General features: G+C 67.0%; 17 protein-coding genes. 11 read left to right on the top strand and 6 right to left on the bottom strand.

From position 1 onward, the window contains the following. Position 1: 1 nt before the first annotated feature. Both E8F12_RS16640 and E8F12_RS16645 read left to right on the top strand, forming a co-directional pair. A complete protein-coding gene (locus E8F12_RS16640; RefSeq protein ID WP_280326325.1) occupies positions 2–1135 on the top strand; it encodes a uroporphyrinogen-III C-methyltransferase in 1134 nt (377 codons plus the stop codon). Beyond that, positions 1132–2382, top strand: coding sequence for a heme biosynthesis HemY N-terminal domain-containing protein (locus tag E8F12_RS16645; RefSeq protein WP_280326326.1), 1251 nt, complete (start codon positions 1132–1134; stop codon positions 2380–2382). Before E8F12_RS16640 ends, E8F12_RS16645 begins: the two co-directional genes overlap by 4 nt. 122 nt (positions 2383–2504) lie before the next feature. On the opposite strand, the gene E8F12_RS16650 is transcribed toward E8F12_RS16645, so the two are convergent. After that, the gene (locus tag E8F12_RS16650) at positions 2505–3584 is read right to left on the bottom strand and encodes a PQQ-dependent sugar dehydrogenase (RefSeq protein ID WP_280326327.1); all 1080 of its coding nucleotides are present in this window, start codon (positions 3582–3584) and stop codon (positions 2505–2507) included. A 109-nt stretch (positions 3585–3693) separates the two neighbouring features. On the opposite strand from E8F12_RS16650, the gene E8F12_RS16655 reads away from it, so the two are divergent. The 3 genes from E8F12_RS16655 to E8F12_RS16665 all read left to right on the top strand — a co-directional run bounded on the left by E8F12_RS16655 (position 3694) and on the right by E8F12_RS16665 (position 6331). Next, positions 3694–4185, top strand: coding sequence for a disulfide bond formation protein B (locus E8F12_RS16655; protein WP_280326328.1), 492 nt, complete (start codon positions 3694–3696; stop codon positions 4183–4185). Positions 4186–4513: 328 nt separating this feature from the next. After that, complete coding sequence (rsd, locus tag E8F12_RS16660) at positions 4514–4984, top strand: sigma D regulator (RefSeq protein WP_280289659.1); 471 nt, start codon at positions 4514–4516, stop codon at positions 4982–4984. Positions 4985–5239: 255 nt separating this feature from the next. Next, positions 5240–6331: an AlgP family protein gene (locus tag E8F12_RS16665; RefSeq protein ID WP_280326518.1), complete on the top strand. Its 1092-nt coding sequence runs from the start codon at positions 5240–5242 to the stop codon at positions 6329–6331. Here the strand turns inward: E8F12_RS16665 and E8F12_RS16670 are convergent. Beyond that, on the bottom strand, positions 6328–6792 hold the full coding sequence (locus E8F12_RS16670) for a TIGR02444 family protein (RefSeq protein ID WP_280326329.1): 465 nt from the start codon (positions 6790–6792) through the stop codon (positions 6328–6330). The genes E8F12_RS16665 and E8F12_RS16670 overlap by 4 nt on opposite strands. A gap of 50 nt (positions 6793–6842) precedes the next feature. On the opposite strand from E8F12_RS16670, the gene E8F12_RS16675 reads away from it, so the two are divergent. From E8F12_RS16675 to E8F12_RS16695, 5 genes are all read left to right on the top strand, one after another. Further along, the gene (locus E8F12_RS16675; protein ID WP_280326330.1) at positions 6843–8753 is read left to right on the top strand and encodes an ATP-binding cassette domain-containing protein; all 1911 of its coding nucleotides are present in this window, start codon (positions 6843–6845) and stop codon (positions 8751–8753) included. Further along, positions 8753–9292 carry a mechanosensitive ion channel family protein gene (locus tag E8F12_RS16680; protein ID WP_280326331.1) on the top strand — a complete coding sequence of 180 codons (540 nt, stop codon included), beginning with the start codon at positions 8753–8755 and terminating at the stop codon, positions 9290–9292. Before E8F12_RS16675 ends, E8F12_RS16680 begins: the two co-directional genes overlap by 1 nt. 73 nt (positions 9293–9365) lie before the next feature. Further along, positions 9366–9998 (top strand): homoserine/homoserine lactone efflux protein, encoded by a 633-nt coding sequence (gene rhtB, locus E8F12_RS16685; RefSeq protein WP_280326332.1) that lies wholly within the window; start codon positions 9366–9368, stop codon positions 9996–9998. A gap of 224 nt (positions 9999–10222) precedes the next feature. Continuing rightward, positions 10223–12112 (top strand): FTR1 family protein, encoded by a 1890-nt coding sequence (locus tag E8F12_RS16690; protein WP_280326333.1) that lies wholly within the window; start codon positions 10223–10225, stop codon positions 12110–12112. A 56-nt stretch (positions 12113–12168) separates the two neighbouring features. Continuing rightward, positions 12169–12621 (top strand): YaiI/YqxD family protein, encoded by a 453-nt coding sequence (locus E8F12_RS16695; RefSeq protein ID WP_280326334.1) that lies wholly within the window; start codon positions 12169–12171, stop codon positions 12619–12621. Positions 12622–12802: 181 nt separating this feature from the next. Here E8F12_RS16695 and E8F12_RS16700 read toward each other — a convergent pair whose 3' ends face one another. From E8F12_RS16700 to E8F12_RS16710, 3 genes are all read right to left on the bottom strand, one after another. After that, positions 12803–13273 carry a thioesterase family protein gene (locus tag E8F12_RS16700; protein WP_280326335.1) on the bottom strand — a complete coding sequence of 157 codons (471 nt, stop codon included), beginning with the start codon at positions 13271–13273 and terminating at the stop codon, positions 12803–12805. 133 nt (positions 13274–13406) lie between these two features. Beyond that, positions 13407–14063 (bottom strand): isoprenoid biosynthesis glyoxalase ElbB, encoded by a 657-nt coding sequence (elbB, locus tag E8F12_RS16705; protein WP_280326336.1) that lies wholly within the window; start codon positions 14061–14063, stop codon positions 13407–13409. Positions 14064–14076: 13 nt separating this feature from the next. Continuing rightward, positions 14077–14907: a dienelactone hydrolase family protein gene (locus tag E8F12_RS16710; protein ID WP_280326337.1), complete on the bottom strand. Its 831-nt coding sequence runs from the start codon at positions 14905–14907 to the stop codon at positions 14077–14079. A 172-nt stretch (positions 14908–15079) separates the two neighbouring features. Between E8F12_RS16710 and E8F12_RS16715 the strand changes: the two genes are divergently transcribed. Next, positions 15080–16315 carry a sterol desaturase family protein gene (locus E8F12_RS16715; protein WP_280326338.1) on the top strand — a complete coding sequence of 412 codons (1236 nt, stop codon included), beginning with the start codon at positions 15080–15082 and terminating at the stop codon, positions 16313–16315. Here the strand turns inward: E8F12_RS16715 and E8F12_RS16720 are convergent, their stop codons facing one another. Continuing rightward, entirely contained in the window at positions 16316–16873 is a 558-nt protein-coding gene (locus tag E8F12_RS16720) for a DedA family protein (RefSeq protein ID WP_280326339.1), read from the bottom strand. Positions 16874–17033: the final 160 nt, after the last annotated feature.

The following is a 17033-nucleotide window of genomic DNA, read 5'->3' on the forward strand; positions in this document are numbered from 1 at the left end:
CGTGAGCGAAGTAGACTCCCCGAAACAAGAGCAACACACTGTAGCCGCCGAACCCGCCACCCCTGCCAGTTCCGCGCCTGCCTCACGGGGCAATGGCCTGGCCGCGCTCGCCCTGCTGGTGGGGGCCGCCGGGGTCGCCGTGGGTGGCTGGGGCCTCTGGCAGGTGCGCAGCCTGGAGACCCGTGACCAGCAGCAGCTCAACATGGTCGAGGATGCCCGCGGCCAGACCCGCGCCCTGGCCCAGCGCGAGCAGCTACTCACCGCGCGCCTGGCCGAACTGCCCAGCGCCGCCGAGCTGGATGAGCGCCGCCGCCTGCTGACCGACCTCCAGGGCGACCAGCAGCAACTGCGCCAGCGCCTGGAAACCATACTTGGCGCCAGCCGCAAGGACTGGCGCCTGGCCGAGGCCGAGCACCTGCTGCGCCTGGCCAGCCTGCGCCTCTCGGCGCTGCAGGATATCTACAGCGCCACCGCGCTGGTGCAGGCCGCCGACGACATCCTTCGCGAGCAGGACGATCCCGCGGCCTACGCCGCCCGTGAGCAGCTGGCGAAGAGCCTGGTGGCCCTGCGCACCACCGAGCAACCGGACCGCACTGGCCTGTTCCTGCAACTGGGCGCCCTGCGCGAGCAGGCCACCCAGCTCAATCCGCTGGTGCCGGCCTTCGAGGACAAGGGTGGTGTGCTGCTTGACATGGCCGCCGAAGGCGATGGCCGCAGTCGCTGGTCCGAGTGGCTGGAAAAGCTCTCGCACTACTTCCGCATCCAGTTGAATGCCGACCAGGACATCAAGCCGCTGCTGTCCGGCCAGAACCTGTCCCGGGTCCGCCTGGCGCTCTCGCTTGCCCTGGAGCAGGCGCAATGGGGCGCGCTGCATGGCCAGACCCAGGTCTACCAGCAGTCCCTGCGCCAGGCTCGCGACGTGTTGCAAGGCCACTTCAACCAGGAGAACCCCGACAGCCGCGCGCTGCTGGTACGCATCGACGAACTCGCCGGCAAGCCGGTCGAGGTGCAGGCGCCCGATCTCGCACCGGCGCTGACCGCCCTGCAGGCCTACCTGCAGCGCAGTCCGGGCGCGGCCGCCGCTGAAGTCGAGGAGCCGGCCGCCACCGAGCCGGCCAAGGAGGCCGGCCAATGAAGCGTCTACTGAAGGTCCTGCTGATCCTCCTGGTGATAGGCGCGGCCGCCACCCTGCTAGGCATGGCCGTGGCCCAGCACAAGGGCTACGTGCTGGTGGCGTACAAGGGCTTCCGCTACGAGTCCACCCTCTGGGCCACCCTGGCGCTGCTGGCGGTGCTCTGGCTGCTGTTCGTCGGCCTGCGCTACCTGCTGCGGCTGGTGGTGGTCTCCGGCGGCGTGGTCAATCCCTGGTCGCGACGTAACGCCCGCCGCCGTGCACGCCTGGCTTCCGAGCAGGGCCTGCTGGATTTGGCCGAAGGGCGCTGGGCCCGCGCCCTGCGTCATCTCAAGCGCGCCGCCGAGAACGACCCGCAACCGCTGATCTACTACCTGGGCGCCGCCCGCGCGGCACAGAAGATCGGCCAGCACGAAGAGGCCGAGCAGTTGCTGGAGCGTGCCCTGGAGCGCCAGCCCCAGGCCGAGCTGGCCATCGCCCTGGCCCATGCCGAATTGCAGCTGGACCGTGGTGAATCGGAGGCCGCGCTGGAAACCCTGAAGGCCGTGCATGAGCGTCACCCGCGCCACCACCAGGTGTTGCGGCAGATGCTGCACCTGCACGAGGTGCGCGGCGATTGGGCATCTCTGGTGGGCCTGTTGCCCGTCCTGCGCAAGGAGAAGGCGCTGCCGGAAAGCCGGCTGGCCGAACTGGAATTGCGCGCCTGGAGCGCTCGGCTGCACCAGGCCGGCGAGGAAGGTCTGAACGAAGGCGAAACCGCCCTGCAACCGCTGACTCGAGCCTGGCAGCAACTCTCCAGCGCCCAGCGCAACGAGCCGCGGCTGGTGCTCGCCTTCGCCGAACAGCTGCGCCGCCTGGGCGCCGAGCAGGAAGCCGAAGAGGCCGTGCGGGGCGCCATCAAGCGTGGCTACGACGACGCCCTGGTGCGGCTCTATGGTCAGCTACGGGGGAGCGATCCGACACGCCAGCTGCAAACCGCCGAGGGCTGGTTGAAGGAACACGCCAGCGACGCCACGCTGCTCCTCACCCTCGGTCGCCTGTGCCTGCGCAACCGTCTCTGGGGCAAGGCGCGCGAATACTTCGAGAGCAGCCTGAGCTTCCGCCGCGACCCCGAGACCTGTGCGGAACTGGCGCGCCTGCTGGCGCAGCTGGGCGAGGTCGAACGCAGCAACCAGCTGTTCCAGGAAGGCCTGGGTCTGCTCGACCAACGCCTGCCGGCCTTGCCCTTGCCAGCCGAGAAGATCGCCTGACAGAAGAGGGCCCGGGAAATCCCAGGGCCTTTTTCGTAGCCGGGCTGTAGGGTGCGCCATGCGCACCGAGGCCTTTGTGCGGAATCGCCGGTGCGCACAGCGCACCCTACGGCTGGCTTCGCCTAACGCCCCACGTAGTCGATGCGGTAGATGGCGCCGGCGTAGTCATCGCTCACCAGCAATGCGCCGTCCGGCGTCACCAGCACGTCCGCTGGCCGTCCCCAGACATCGCCGTCCTCGAGCCAGCCCTCGGCGAACACGCTCTGGCGTTTCAGGCTGCCGTCCTCATTCAGTTCGACCCGCTTGATGCGGTAGCCGATCTTCTCGCTGCGGTCCCAGGAGCCGTGCTCGGCGATGAACAGGTTGTTGCGGTAATCCGCGGGAAACTGGCTGCCGGTGTAGAAGCGCAGGCCCAGCGGCGCCACATGGGGGCCAAGCTTGGCCACCGGGGCCACGAATTCGCTGCAGGGGCGTTGGGAAAATTTCGGGTCCGTCACGTCGCCGGCATGGCAGTAGGGGAAGCCGAAATGCTCGCCGGGTTTCGTCAGGCGATTCAGCTCGCAGTCCGGCACATCGTCGCCCATCAGGTCGCGGCCGTTGTCGCTGAACCAGAGCTCGCCGGTCCGCGGGTGCCAATCGAAGCCCACGGTGTTGCGCACGCCCCGCGCCACCAGCTCAAGGCCGCTGCCGTCGGGGTTCATGCGGTGGATGGCGGCGTAAAGGTCAGGGTCCTCGTCACAGAGGTTGCACGGCGCGCCTACCGGTACGTAAAGCTTGCCGTCGGGACCGAAGGCAATGAACTTCCAGCCGTGGTGGGTCTTTCGCGGAAAGCCGGCGTAGACCACCTCGGGTTTGGGCGGCGAATCCAGTTGCGACTCTATGTCGCGCAGGCGCAGGATTCGGCTGACTGCCGAAATGAAAAGATCACCTTCCTTGTAGGCGACGCCCACGGGAAGCTGCAGGTCGCTGGCGATGGTGCGGACCTTTCCACTGGCGGTGTCCAGGGCGTAGACCTTGCCGGCCGCATTGCTGCCGACGAACAGTGTGCCGCGATCGCCCCAGGTCATCTCCCGGGCATTGGGCACTTCGTCGCTCACCAGGCTGATTCGGAAGCCTTCGGGCAGTTTGATGCGATCCAGTGGCAGGGCGGCGTTGGCCAGCCAGGGCAACATGAAGAGGGAAAGCACAAGCAGCCGGCGCATGGCGTTCTTCTCCAGATAGGCAACCCCTTCCATCCTAGACGGCCGCCTTGAAAGCTCAGGGTCCTTTCCACTACCGTAACGCCCTTCCTGATAACCCATCGGAGCCGCCATGTCCCTGGCCAGCCCGCGTTCGCTCTTCCTGCTCGCCTTCCTCGCCTGCGTCGCAATCATGGGGGGGGTGCTGTATCTCGAGCATGCCCTCGGCCTCGAGCCCTGCCCCCTGTGCATCGTCCAGCGCGTCTTCGTCATCGCGTTCGGCATCGTCTGCCTGATCGCCGCCATGCACGGCCCGGAACGCGTCGGCCGCCGCGTCTACGCTGCGCTGGCGCTGTTGTTCGCCGCGGGCGGCGCCGCTACCGCCGGCCGCCAGGTGTGGTTGCAGAGCGTGCCCGCCGACCAGTTGCCGGCCTGCCTGCCGAGCCTCGACTACATGATGGAAGCCTTGCCCTTCCAGGACATCGTCAAGCTCATGCTCCACGGCACTGCCGATTGCGCGGAGGTGACCTGGACCCTGTTCGGCATGAGCATCCCCGAATGGAGCCTGCTGGCCTTCGCCGGCTGCATCCTCTTCGCGCTCTATCAGCTGCTGCGCCGCGCTTGAGCGCGCGGGGCGCATGGGGCTTCCATGCGCTCCTTGGCAGGCCGGGTCCCGGTCCTCTCCGGGACTTTTCCCGTTGCGCCAATGGGGCGCGCACTCCCCAGACCTACGGCCAGACCGGCCGCGGCCTATCGATTAAACGCTCGTATGAATTTTTTCCTGCCAGCGCCTTGATGGCACTGCCCCGGCGGGCATACTCTGGCCCGCACGCGCCGCCGGAATATTGCCGTTTTTGCGGCGCCTTCCCAAGATCTTGCACCGGTCGACAAAAAACCGTCTCGGAGCAGACGTATAAACGGCATTACCGAATTAGGGAAGTGAGGTCGTCACCATGCTCGAAAGTTGCCAGAACGCTCAGGAACGTTGGGGTGGCGTGCACCAGTTGATCGACCGCTGGCTGCAGGAACGCCAAGAGCTGATCCGGGTCTACAGTTCGCTGAACGAGAAGCCCCAGGCCCCCAGTGCCAACGCAGAAGGGCTGCAAAGGTTTTGTGAGGTCCTGCTGGACTACGTGTCCGCAGGGCACTTCGAGGTCTACGAGCAATTGCTCAACGAGGCGAAAGCGTTTGGCGACCAACGCGGCCTCGACCTCGCCAAGCAAATCTATCCTCGCATCGAAGCCATCACCGAAGTTGCACTGGCCTTCAACGACCGCTGCGACAACGGCGACTGCCGTGATATCTGCCTGACCAGCGAACTGACGAATCTTGGTCAGCTGCTTCACGAACGCTTCGAGCTGGAAGACTGCCTGATCGAAGTGCTGCACAACGCCCATCAGGGTGAGGCTTCGCAACCGGCCTGATGGAGTTCCTGCCCGGCGCCGGATTCCGGGATGCGCGATGTGGCCGCATCCCCGATTCCAGAGCCTTTGCGGCGCCGTGCAGCGGTTGGTGCGAAGTCTGTTCCCGGCCTCGTTTTTTTCGAGGTAGGAGCGCATTGCGCAATGGGCTTCGGGCAAATAGTCGCAAGGCCTTGGCGGGCTGAATGGCGCGGCCTCTGGCGACTCGCGAAACAGGCGACTAGTATGGGCCAAATAACGCCCGCCAGGAGGCATACCATGTCGGCCAAGAAGAAGCCCGTAAGCACCCCGCTGCATCTGCTGCAACAGCTTTCCAACAGCCTCATCGAACACCTTGAAAACGCCTGCACGCAAGCAGCGGTCGACGCCGAAAAATTGCTGGCCAAGCTGGAGAAACAGCGTGGCAAGGCCCAGGACAAACTCCACGCTGCACGCGTCAAGCTGCAGGACGCGGCCAAGGCCGGCAAAGCCAAGGCGCAAGCCAAGGCCAAGGACAGCATCGGCGAACTCGAGTCGCTGCTGGACACCGTGAAGAATCGCCAGGCCGAAACCCGAGCCTATATCGCGCAGCTCAAGCGTGACTCCCAGGAGAGCCTGAAGCTCGCCCAGGGCGTCGGCAAAGTGCGTGAAGCCGCCAGCAAGGCCTTGACCACCCGCGCCGCCAAACCGGCCGCAGCTGCCAAGCCCGCTGCGAAACCTGCCGCCAAGCCGGTCGCCAAAGTCGCAGCGGCCAAGCCCGCCGCTAAAGCTGCAGCCAAACCGGCCGCCAGGCCCGCCGCTAAAGCCGCAGCCAAGCCTGCTGTGAAGCCGGTTGCCAAGGCCGCGGCCAAACCTGCTGCTGCCAAGCCCGCAGCGAAACCCGCCGCCAAGCCCGCCGCAAAAGCCGCAGCCAAGCCTGCTGCGAAGCCGGTTGCCAAGGCCGCCGCCAAACCTGCTGCTAAACCGGCTGCGAAGCCAGCAGCCAGGACCGCTGCAGCCAAACCCGCTGCTAAAGCTGCAGCCAAGCCTGCTGTGAAACCTGCAGCCAAGGCCGCCGCCAAGCCCGCCGCCAAGCCGGCAGCCAAACCTGCGGCGAAACCGGCAGCGACCGCCGCCGCCAAGCCCGCTGCAAAACCGGCTGCCAAGCCCGCGGTGAAGAAAGCCCCGGCCAAGCCCACCGCCGCCAAGCCCGCCGCTACTCCGGCCAAGCCCGTTGCAGCCAAGCCGGCCGGTACTCCGGTGAACTTGGCTGCAGCCGTCAAGTCGGCTACCGGCGCTGCTCCGGCCGCTCCGGCGGTACCCGCCGCCGCTCCGGTCGCCAGCGTGGCTCCGGCCAGCAACAGCGCCGCACCGACCTCGCAGTCGAACTAAGGCGCCAGGGCCGCGGCGCGCAGCAGATCCAGCGCGTCGCGGTCCAATCCCTCCGGCCTCGGGGCGCAGCCCTGGAGCCAGTCCTGCAACTGCTCCGCTTCGTCTCCGGGCCAGCCGGCGGCTACCTGCTCAAGCCGCGCCAGCAGCTCGCGCTCGGCGTCCAGTTCGATTGCCTTGATCCGCTCCCTCAGCCCGGCCAGGGCCGGGTCGACTTGCGCCTGCGTGCGCCAGGCCTGCCGCAGCGAACGCAGGGGCTTTACCACCTGTTCCTGCCAGGGCTCGCAAAGTTCTTTCAGGGTGTCCGCCCGCGTCGCCGCGAAGGCTGTGCCGCGTCGACCCAGCCAGCAGGCGCAGAGCAGCAGGCAGACGTCGGCGCCGCCCGCTTGCAGGCGCAGGCAGGCTTGCTCCACGCCGGGCTGGGCATAGAGGCGCAGGGCAAAGGTCCACAGGTCTGAAGGCATGGTGCTCCCCGGGCGGTGGGGCGGCGAAGCTGATAAACTCCGCCGCCATCATGATCCGACTGCAAAATCTCACTCTACAGCGTGGTCCGCAGCGCCTGCTAGAAAGCGCTGAACTGACCCTGCACGCCGGCCAGAGGGCCGGCCTCATCGGCGCCAACGGTGCCGGCAAGTCCAGCCTGTTCGCCCTGCTGCGTGGCGAGCTGGGGCCGGATGCCGGTGACTGCCAGCTGCCCGCCGACTGGCGCATCGCCCACATGCGCCAGGAAGTGGACAACCTGGAGCGCCTGGCCGTGGACTACGTACTCGATGGCGACCAGCACCTGCGCCAGGTACAGCGCGACCTGGCCGCTGCCGAAGCGAGCCACGACGGCACCGCCATCGCCCGCCTGCACAGCGAGCTGGACAGTGCCGACGGCTACACGGCAGACGCCCGCGCGCGAAAGCTGCTGGCCGGCCTCGGCTTCACCAGCGAGCAGATGGATCGCCGTGTCGGCGACTTCTCCGGCGGCTGGCGGATGCGCCTCAACCTGGCCCAGGCGCTGATGTGCCCGTCCGAGTTGCTGCTGCTCGACGAACCGACCAACCACCTCGACCTTGACGCGATCCTCTGGCTGGAGGAGTGGCTCAAGGGCTACCCCGGCACCTTGCTGCTGATCTCCCACGACCGCGACTTCCTCGATGCGGTGGTCGATCACGTGGTGCACCTGGAGCAACGCAAGCTGACCCTCTACCGCGGCGGCTACTCGGCCTTCGAGCGCACCCGCGCCGAACGCCTGGCGCAGCAGCAGCAGGCGTACGAAAAGCAGCAAGCGCAGCGCGCGCACATGGAAAAGTTCATCGCCCGCTTCAAGGCGCAGGCCACCAAGGCGCGCCAGGCACAGAGCCGGATCAAGGCTCTGGAGCGCCTCGAGGAGCTGGCACCGGCGCATATCGATTCACCCTTCGATTTCAGCTTCCGCGAGTCGGACAAGATCTCCAGTCCGTTGCTCAATCTCTCCGAAGCGCGTCTGGGCTATGGCGACAAGACGGTACTGGAGAAGCTCAAGATGCAGCTGGTGCCCGGTGCGCGCATCGGCCTGCTGGGCCCCAACGGCGCCGGCAAGTCGACCCTGATCAAGACCCTGTCCGGTGACCTGGGGCTGCTCGCCGGCGAACTGGGCTGCGGCGAAAACCTCGCCATCGGCTACTTCGCCCAGCACCAGCTCGACTCCCTGGATCCCAAGGCCAGTCCTTTGCTGCACCTGCAGCGGCTGGCGCCGAGCGAACGCGAGCAAACCCTGCGCGACTTCATAGGCGGCTTCGACTTCCGTGGCGATCGCTGCGACGAGCCGGTGCTGAACTTCTCCGGTGGCGAGAAGGCGCGCTTGGCCCTGGCCCTGATCGCCTGGCAGAAGCCCAACCTGTTGCTGCTCGACGAACCGACCAACCACCTCGACCTGGAAATGCGCCTGGCGCTGACCATGGCGCTGCAGGAATTCTCCGGCGCTGTGGTGGTGGTGTCCCACGATCGGCACCTGCTGAAGAGCACCACCGACGAATTCCTGCTGGTGGCCGACGGTCGCGTGCAGGTCTTCGATGGCGATCTCGACGACTACGCCCGCTGGCTGGTGGATTTCCGCGCGCGTCAGGCCCCGGTGGCAAGTGCGCCGGTGAGCTCTGACAAGACCGACAAGCGCGCCCAGCGCCAGGCCGCCGCCGCGCTGCGCCAGCAACTGGCCCCGCACAAGCGCGAAGCCGAGAAGCTGGAAAAGGACCTGGGCAAACTGCATGAGCAACTGGCCAAGGTCGAAACCCGCCTGGGCGATTCCGCGCTCTACGAGGCGGCGCGCAAGGACGAACTGCGCGACCTGCTGGCTGAGCAGGCGCGCCTGAAGGCCCGCGAGGCTGAACTGGAAGAGGCCTGGCTCCTGGCCCTGGAAAGCCTGGAGGAGCTGCAGCGGCAACTGGAGGCCGCGGATTGATGGATGACCTGCAACTCTTGACCGCCTGGAGCGAGCCGTTGATCCGCGCTGCGCAGGTTCTGCTGATCCTGCTGCTGGCCTGGCTGGTGCAGCGGATCGTCACCCGCGGCATCTCCCGCCTCGGTCAACGCTACCCGCAGCTGCCCCAGGAGTTGCTGATGCCCCTGCGCGGGCTGCTGCGCTGGATGATCCTCGGCAGCGCCTTCATGCTGGTGCTGGAACGCTTCGGCGTTTCGGCCGAGGTGCTCTGGGCCGCGCTGACCGGCTTCACCGCGGTGGCGGCGGTAGCCTTCTTCGCCATCTGGAGCGTGCTCTCCAACATGTTCTGCGCGGTGCTGATCTTCTCCCTCGGGCCGTTCCGCATGGGCGATCAGGTGGAAGTGGTCGAAAGCGCCGACAAGCCCGGCGTGAAGGGCAGGGTGATTGCCATCAACCTGTTCTACACCACCCTCGAGGACCTCAGCGAAGGCAATCACGGGGCGGTGGTGCAGGTTCCCAATAGCCTGTTCTTCCAGAAGTCCGTGCGCCGTTGGCGTTAAAGGTACTGGGCAGGCGTTTTGCCGAGAGGTAGGCTGAGCGGCCTGCCCTTTTCCGCTTTTAGAGGTATCTGCCATGGCGCTCCAGACCTGGCTCGCTTTCCTGGTTGCCTGTTGGGTGATCAGCCTGTCGCCGGGTGCCGGTGCCATCGCTTCCATGTCTTCCGGCCTGCAGTATGGCTTCTGGCGCGGCTACTGGAATGCCCTCGGCCTGCAACTGGGCCTGGCGCTGCAGATCGCCATCGTTGCCGCCGGCGTCGGCGCCATCCTCGCCGCCTCCGCCCTGGCCTTCAGCCTGATCAAGTGGTTTGGCGTGGCCTATCTGGTCTATCTGGCGGTCAAGCAGTGGAAGGCGTTGCCCAGTGAGCTTGCGAACGACTCCGCCGAGCGGCCCATCGGCCGTCCGCTGAGCCTGGTGCTGCGCGGCTTCCTGGTGAACTTCAGCAACCCCAAGGCGATCGTCTTCATGCTCGCTGTGCTGCCGCAGTTCATCGACCCCCACGCACCGCTGGTGAAGCAGTACCTGGTGATGGGCGTCACCATGATCTGCGTCGACCTCATCGTCATGGCCGGCTATACCGGCCTCGCCGCCCGCGTCCTGCGCCTGCTGCGCACGCCGCGCCAGCAGCGGGTGATGAACCGCAGTTTCGCTGCCCTGTTCGTCGGCGCCGCGGCGCTGCTGGCCACGGTGCGACGCGCGGCCGCCTGAGGCGGCTGCCTTCCGGCGAGCGTCCGCTCGCCGGGTTCCTTTCTGTCGAAAGCCTTTCCTCCGGTCTCCTCGCGGTCCTTGCTGATATTTGTCAACGCCCGATGGCGTGTGGCCTGCAGCCGAATTCTACGGCCAGGCTTCGCAAGGAATTCGCATGTTTGGGGTTGAGCTGGATCGTTAGGAGGGTAACAATTCCGCTCCCCATTCTCATTTGAGATTGACTCATGTTCCCTATTCCGAGATTGCTCGGCTGGCTGCTGATGCCGTTGATGGCGCTCTGCAGCTTCAGCCTGATGGCCGACCAGGCCGAAGGGGCCGCCCAGGCCCTGCACCTGCTCAGCTACATAGGGGCCGACTACCCGGCCACCGTGATCGATGGCAAGGTCATCGACACCAACGAATACCGCGAACAGATCGAATTCCTCGGCGTGCTGCAGGGCCTGATCATCGCCCTGCCGGCCCGTGACGGCCAGAAGGACCTGGAGCAGGGCGTCGCCACCTTGCGCCAGGCCATCGAGTCGCACCAGGGCGGCGCCGACGTGGCGCGCCAGGCACGCCAGCTGGCCGCCCGGCTGGCGGCGGCCTATGAAGTCAGCCAGGCACCGGCCATCACCCCCGACCCGGCCCGTGGCGCGCCGCTCTATGCCCAACATTGCAGCGTTTGCCACGGCGACGCCGGCGCCGGCGATGGTCCGGCAGGCATGGGCCTGGAGCCGCCGCCAGCCAACCTGCGCGACCAGGCGCGGATGGACCGGCTCAGCCTCTACGACCTCTACAACACCCTGGGACTGGGCGTCGAAGGCACCGACATGCCGGCCTTCACCGACCAGCTCGACGACCGTCAGCGCTGGGACCTGGCCAGCTATATCGCCGGCTTCAGCGCCGACCCTTCGGTGAAGGGCGAGGCCTTGCCGTTGGGAGAGCTGGCCGGGCGCACGCCTGAGGAGATCGGCGCCAGCCAGGGAGCCGCGGCCCAGGCGCTGTTCCGCGCCCAGCGTGCCCAGCCGCCGTTGCAGCAGCGCGGGCCCAAGGAGCTGATCGGCCACACTCGCGCCACCCTGGAGCAGAGCTTCAAGGCCTACCGCGATGGCGATGCGGACCAGGCCTACGACCTCTCGGTGGCGGCCTACCTGGAAGGTTTCGAGTTGGTGGAAAGTTCGCTCGACAACCTCGATGCCGTGCAGCGCAAGACCACCGAGCGCGCATTGATGGCCTATCGGCAGGCCCTGCAGGACCGCCAGCCGGCGGCCAAGGCGGCGCAATTGCTGGAACAGGCGAAGGTGGAGCTGGACAAGTCCGCCGAGCTGCTCGGCGCCGATGGCCTGAGCGGCTCGCTGAGCTTCGTCTCCAGCCTGCTGATCCTGTTGCGTGAAGGCCTGGAGGCCATCTTGGTGCTGGCGGCGATCCTCGCCTTCCTGCGCAAGACCGGCCAGGAGCACGCGGTACGCAGCGTCCACGTCGGCTGGGGCCTGGCGATAGTCGCCGGCTTCGCCACCTGGGCGGTGGCGGCCTTCCTGATCGACGTCGGCGGTGCCCAGCGCGAGCTGATGGAAGGATTCACCGCGCTGTTCGCCTGCGTCATGGTGCTCTGGCTCGGTGTATGGATGCACGACCGCCGCCACGCCGCAGCCTGGCAGGATTACATCAAGGCACACCTGCTCGGCAGTAGCGGTCGCTTTGGTTTCGCCACCCTGGCGTTCTTCTCCGTGTACCGCGAGCTGTTCGAAGTCATCCTGTTCTACGAGACCCTCTGGCTACAGGCCGGCCCTGCCGGACACAGCATGGTCATCGCCGGCGCGGTGACCGCCATGGTGCTGCTGGTGGGCCTGGCCTGGGTCATCCTGCGCGGCTCGGCGAAGCTGCCTCTCGGCACCTTCTTCACCGCCAACGCCATTCTTCTCTGTGCCCTGTCGGTGGTGTTCGCCGGCCACGGCGTGGCGGCCCTGCAGGAAGCTGGCGTACTGGGCACCCGCCCGGTGCCCTTCTTCGAGTTCGACTGGCTCGGCATCCACCCAGACGCTTACAGCCTGTCCGCCCAGGGCCTGGCGCTGCTCGCCATCGCCCTGCTCTACGGCCGCAGCTGGCTGCGCGAACGCAGCCTGGCCCAGGCTTGAACCGGGGGCGGGGAGTGCGATACTTCCCGCCCTTCTTCTTTGCGTAAGGTGTTGCGATGCGCGTCTGGATCGATGCCGATGCCTGCCCCCGGGCGGCCAAGGACCAGGTGATCAAGTTCGCCTTGAAGCGCAAGTTCGAGGTGGTGCTGGTGGCCGGGCAGAGCCAGGTGAAGCCAGCCTTCGCTTGCGTGCGTCTGATCGTGGTACCCAGTGGCCCGGATGCGGCCGATGACTATCTGGTGGAAAACGCCACGCCCGGCGAGCTGGTGATCTGCAGCGATGTGCCGCTGGCCGATCGCCTGGTCAAGAAGGGCGTGGCGGCCCTGGATCCGCGCGGCCGCGAGTTCGACGAGCGCAACATGGGCGAGCGCCTGGCCGTGCGCAACCTGCTCACCGACCTGCGTGACCAGGGGCAGATGGGCGGGGGACAGGCCGCCTATGGCGAGAAGGAGCGGCAGGACTTTGCCAATGCGCTGGACAGGTTGCTGACCCGTCTGAGCCGAGCCTGACTTAGGCGCCTTGCGTCATCCACCGGCCCTGGCTCGTAGGGTGCGCCATGCGCACCAACAGCGGAGGTAGGAACTGGGTCCGGTGTAATCCTCGGCTCCGCCTGGTGCGCGTAGCGCACCCTACCGATTCGGCATGGCGGCCTTCGCGAGTGAGTTCGCTGCCACGGATTCAGCACTTTGCTCAGCCGCAGAGGTAGGTACCGGTCCCCACCGCCACCAGGGTACCGTCGTCGGCGTGCAGCTCCGAGCGCACGACCGCGACCTTGTTACCCGAGCGCAGCAGCACGGCGGTGGCGGTGAAGTGCTTGCCACGGCCGGGACGCAGGTAGTCAATACGCAGGTCGATGGTGCCGAGCTTGGACAGCCGCGCCATGCGTTCCGACGTGGATAAGTGCTGATGCCGCTCGAAGGCGCCGATCAGCGCCATGGCGCCGCCGACCACGTCGAGCAGGCTGGAGATCACCCCGCCGTGGAGGATGCCCTGGACGAAGTTGCCGATCAGCTCGTCCTTCATCGGCAGGTGCATCACCACCTTCCCGGTGTTCATCTCGCCGAGCTGGATGCCGAGCACGCGGTTGAAGGGGATGCGTTCGAAGAAGCCGGCGACGGCCTGCTGCAGTTCGGGGGTAAGGACGAAGTCGGTCTGGCTCATGGCGGCTCCTGGAGGCGTTTAGGCTGCGACGCTGAAGCAGAAACGGCCGGGACGCCAGAGGGGCGGCGGGAGAGGCGGGTGGATTGGCCGGATCGGCACGGGGCGGGCAGCCGGCGCTACCCGCCCGAACCCATCAGTGGGTCAGTTCAAGCACCCGGTCCACCAGCTTGTAGATGCCGGAGGCCGCTTCGCTGATGGATTGCGCAAGCATGTAGGCCGGAGTGGTCACCAGCTTGCGCTTCTCGTCTTCGACTATCTCGCTGACCACGCAGTCGACGTGCTGGGCGCCCATCTCGGCCAGGGCCGCGGCGGTGCCGGCGTCGTCGCCGATGGTGCAGATCACGCCTTCACCGTAGATCTTCGCCGCCAGGGCCGGGGCGATGCAGATCAGGCCCACCGGCTTGCCGGCTTCGGCGAAGCCGCGGGCGGCGGCCAGTACTTCGGGTTGCACGGTGCAGGCGGCGCCGCTGATGGCGAAGTCGGAGAGGTTCTTCGCCGCGCCGAAGCCGCCCGGGACAATCAGGGCATCGAAGTCGGCGGCGTCCAGTTCGCGCACGTCCTTGATCTCACCGCGGGCGATGCGCGCCGACTCCACCAGCACGTTGCGGCTTTCCGGCATCTCTTCGCCGGTGGTGTGGTCGATCACATGGTGCTGCGCGATGTTCGGGGCGAAGCACTGGACCTTGGCGCCGCGCTGGTCCAGGCGCAGCAGGGCGATCACGCTCTCGTGGATCTCCGCGCCGTCGTAAACGCCACAGCCGGACAGGATCACGGCAACTTTCTTGGTCATGGACATCTCCTGGTTATTGGGCCGGTCCGAGGTTTTCGCGAAGGAACGCCAGGGCGCGTCGCTGGGCATCCTGGGCCAGGCCGGGTTGGTAGGTATTCAGGTCGCTGCGCTGGTCGAAGACGTGGTCGGCGTTGCCGTACTGCACCAGTTCCAGGCGCTCGCCGGCGAGGCTGTCGAGGGCGGAGAGGCACTGCTGGTGGTCGGTGATGTGGTCCTTGCCGCCGAGGAACATCAGCACCGGGGCATCGTGGACCAGGCCGTCGCGCAGGTGAGCGGGGAAGCCGCAATAGGGGTAGAAGGCGATCACGCCGCGCACGCCGGCGAGCACACCCTTGCCGGTGGCGGGGAAGCCGTGGCCGGCGCTGCCGTCATAGGAAAGGGCGTCGAGTATGGTCCAGCCGCCGTGGGAATAGCCCAGCAGGGCCAGCCGGCGGCTGTCGATGGCGGGGTTCTTCCGCGCCAGGGCCAGGGCCGCGTAGACGTCGATGGCGCGCTCGTTTCCCCATAGGCGCTTGCCGTCGCACACCGGGCGCCAGTCGCTGATGCCACGGGCGGCATGGCTGTCGACGAAGAGCACCGCGTAGCCGGCCGGCAGCAGCCAGTTCTTGACGTTGCGCACCAGGCCGGGGTTCTGGCCATTGCAGCCGTGGAACACCAGCACTGTGGGGAAAGGACCGGAGCCGTCCGGGGCGAAGAAGCTGAGGTGCCGCGCCAGGCGCTGCTCCGCCGCGTTCAGGTCGGCGCTCTGCGGCAACAGGGCGGCGCGATAGGGATAGAGACCGAGCAGGGCGGTACAGGCCACGAGGAGCAGGGCGATCAGGGCGGGTTTCAGGAGTCTTCGCATGCTGTCGTCATATGCCGCTTGGGTTGGCACGCCATGCCGAGGAGCCGGGCTGGCTCCAGGAGTAGCATCTACCGGGCAATCCTAGCAGGCCGGGGAATCAGGCCGCGAGCGCCGCGCCATCCTTCATCGAAACCTGCGGGAAACCGGACAAGCATAACGACAAGGCCGCCCCATGAATTACGTGCTCTACGCAGTGCCTTTCTTCTTTCTCCTGATCGGCATCGAGTTGCTGGCCGATCGCTGGCGCGGGATGAGCAGCTACCGCACCGCCGATAGCCTGAACAGCCTGAGTGCCGGGGTGCTGTCCACCACCAGCGGCTTGCTGACCAAGGTGGTGGGGCTCCTCACCTACGGCTTCGCCTGGCAGCACCTGGCGCTCTTCGAGCTGTCGTCGGAGAGCCTCTGGGTCTGGCTGCTGGCCTTTGTCTTCTATGACTTCTGCTACTACTGGAACCACCGTCTGGGCCACGAGCGCAATCTGCTCTGGGCCGCCCATTCGGTGCATCACCAGAGCGAGGAGTACAACCTCTCCACCGCTCTGCGGCAGACCAGTACCGGTTTTCTCATCGGCTGGATCTTCTACCTGCCGATGGCCGTCGCCGGGGTGCCGCCGCTGGTGTTCCTCACCGTGGGGGCGCTGAACCTGCTCTACCAGTTCTGGGTGCATACCCGCCATGTGCCCAAGCTGGGCTGGTTCGAATGGGTCTTCATCACTCCCTCCAACCACCGCGTCCACCACGCGCAGAATCCGGTCTACATGGATCGCAACTACGGCGGCGTGTTCATCATCTGGGACCGCCTGTTCGGCACTTTCCAGGAGGAGCTCGACGACGAGCCGGTGATCTTCGGCGTGACCACGCCGCTGGCCAGCTGGAACCCGCTCTGGGCCAACCTGCAGTTCTATGTGCAGCTGTGGCGCGACGCGGCGCGGGCGGATTCCTGGTGGGACAAACTGCGCATCTGGTTCATGCGCACCGGCTGGCGTCCGGCGGACGTGACCGAGCGCTACCCCCTGGCCAAGCCGGACCTCGCCCGCTTCGTCAAGTTCGAGGTGCCCCTGGGCATGGGGCAGAAGTGGTACGCAGGATTGCAGTTCGCGCTCTACGTGGTCGCCGGTACCTGGCTGCTGGGCACCGGTGACGACGCTTGGCTGGCCGGGCTCTGGCTGGCCTGGGCCTGGATGGCCTTCGGGCTCTATGGGCTGGGTGTCTGGCTGGAGAACCGTCCCTGGGCGCGCGCCCTGGAGCTGGCGCGGCTGCTGGCGAACTGGCCGGCGCTCTGGGCGGCCACGGCGCTGGGGTTGTTGCCGATGGGGAGCTTGGGTTGGTGGCTGCTGGCGCTCTACAGCCTGGTCAGCCTGGCCGCGCTCATCGGCCTGCCGCGCCGCGAGGAGGCACTGGCGCTCTGATCAGCGTCTTCCGTTGCTGCGCAGGCGGCGCCGCAGCCAGAGGAGGCCGCCGATGGCCAGCAGGCCGCCGAGGACCATCAGCTCATAGCGCTTGAGGTTGCCCAGCATGCCTTCGAGCACGGCGCCGAAGTGGAAGGCGGCGAAGCCGAGGGTCAGGGCCCAGATCAGGGCGCCTATGCCGTTGAGGATCAGGTAGCGTAGTGGCGGGTAGCCGGACAGGCCGATGGCCACCGGCATCACCGTGCGCAGGCCGTAGACGAAGCGGAAGCTCAGCACCCAGATATCCGGATGGCGGCGGATGTGGGCCAGCGCGCGGTCGCCCATGGCCTGCCAGCGCGGCTTGCGGGCGAGGATCTGCCGCCCCTTGTGGCGGCCCAGGTAGTACCAGAGCTGGTCGCCGGCATAGCTGCCGAAGAAGGCGGTGGCCACCACATAGTTGATGTCCATGTAGCCGCGGAAGGCGAGGAAGCCGGCCAGGACCAGGATCGTCTCGCCCTCGAAGAAGGTGCCGAGGAAGAGGGCGAAGTAGCCGAAATCCTGGAGAAATTGTTGCAGCATGGTTGCGGTGCGCAGCGAAATGAACGCGCAGCCTAACCGGGATGACGCCCCGGGAAAAGCTCCGGGCGCCGCCGATCACGCTGGAGTTGACCACGGACAATGCCCAAGGCGCCGAAGGATGAGCGGTACGCCGGTCGACGCGACTCTGGGTCGCTGTCGC

This window comes from Pseudomonas sp. BN102 (assembly GCF_029871245.1).
Classification (GTDB): Bacteria; Pseudomonadota; Gammaproteobacteria; order Pseudomonadales; family Pseudomonadaceae; genus Metapseudomonas.